This is a genomic window from Dietzia maris (assembly GCF_014144855.1).
Lineage (GTDB): Bacteria > Actinomycetota > Actinomycetes > Mycobacteriales > Mycobacteriaceae > Dietzia > Dietzia kunjamensis.
Map to the genome: position 1 here is coordinate 1 of NZ_JAALDN010000449.1, position 1604 is coordinate 1604.

Sequence of the window (1604 nt, forward strand, 5' to 3'; positions counted from 1 at the left end):
ATCCTGTTCCGCGTCCAGCACGGCGTCGTCGACGGGATCCGGCTCACCCAGCTCGTGCTGGGTCTGTGCGAACACGAGGACGACTCGTCCCTGCCCAGCGTCGGCCGGGATCTCGCGCCCTCCGGCGGCGGCATCCTCGGGGCGGTCACCGGCGCGGGTGCCGGACTGGCCAAGGACTCGTGGGGGATCGCCCGGGGCGTGACCGGCGCCACACTCCGGTTCCCGCTGACGCTGGCCCGCCTGGCGCGGGACGTCGCGGCACCCGGTCGGACGCTGACGCGGGTCCCGACGCGCGTCGTGGAGTCGTTGACGGACAACATCAACGCGGAGAACCGGACCGCCAACACCTACCGGGGCGTCTTCCGGCTGCTGTTCGAGCCGCGATCCCCCGAACTGTCCTGGAGCGGAAAGGCGCACGCGGAGAAGAAGGTCTCCTGGATCGCGGGGCTCGACCTGGCGGCGGTCAAGCGGGTGGCGAAGGTGCACGACACGACCGTCACCACCGTGATGCTGGCCGCCGTGTCCAAGGCGCTCACCGAGTACCTCGACACCCAGGGCGACCGGCGGGTCTCCGACATCAATCTCATGGTGCCGATGGCGGTCTCCGCGGTCGGTGACGAGTTGCCGGAGGAACTGGGTAACCACATCACGCTCATCCTCATGAGACTCCCGTTGTGGGTCGACGACACCGACGAGCTCATCGAGGCGATCACCACGTCGATGACGCGGGTGCGCTATTCCCTCGAGCCGCACGTCAACTTCGCCACCATGCTCACCGTGGCCGTCACGCCCGGCCCGGTGGCGCACGCGGTGATCGACCTGTTCGCCAACAAGACCGTCGGCCAGCTGACCTCGGTGCCCGGGCCCGTCTCCACCGTCTCGCTGGCCGGCAAGCCGGTGTCGGGGATGCTCGGGTGGGTGCCGATGAGCGGCGACCAGGCGTTGGGGATCTGCATCTTCAGCTACGACGGCACGGTCTCCGTGGGCATCGCCACCGACGCCGAACTCATCCCCGAACCGGGAGCGGTCGCCGGGATGATCGAGGGCCAGTTCACCACGTTCGACGGCTGGTACGACGAGGACTGAGCCCGCCGCCGGCCACCGAGGGCCGGCCACCCCGCCGCCGGCCACCACTTCGCCGTTCACCACTGCGTCGGTCACCACTGCGCCGGTCACCACTGCGCCGGTCACCACTGCGGGGCCGGCACCTCCGGGTGCGCGGCGAACCAGGCTCCGATGTAGGACATGTCGATGCCCTGGTCCTCGGCGATCAGCTCGTACATCGTCCGGCTGTCGATCGCCTCGCGCAGGATGTCGGCGTGTCCGGAGTGGCGGGCGATCTCGTTCAGCGCGTGCATCGCCGCCCAGCGTCCGTTGAACGGCGGCTGGCCGGGCGGGAACCACGGCATCTCGGCGGGTACCGGCACCGGGGCGTCGAGGTCGCACGTCCGGAGGTTGTCGAGGGCGGCGGAGTGCCGCCGGTCGAATTCGGCGAGGATCTCCTCGGCGGTGGCGTCGGGGTCGACCCGGTTGACGGTCTCGGCCCAGGCGAACGCCTCCGGCAGCGACCGCCCGGTCGCGGGCGCGTCGGGCGCGGCGGCGGC

At 70.9% G+C, this 1604-nt stretch carries 2 protein-coding genes; one reads left to right on the forward strand and one right to left on the reverse strand.

All coding sequences use genetic code 11. From position 1 onward, the window contains the following. Nucleotides 1–1086 (forward strand): WSD1 family O-acyltransferase (locus tag G6024_RS14015; protein WP_159148972.1); only part of this gene is annotated, 1086 nt, incomplete at its 5' end. 101 nt (nt 1087–1187) lie between these two features. Here the strand turns inward: G6024_RS14015 and G6024_RS14020 are convergent. Beyond that, a partial coding sequence (locus tag G6024_RS14020; RefSeq protein WP_159148973.1) for a mycothiol transferase occupies nt 1188–1604 on the reverse strand: 417 nt, incomplete at its 5' end.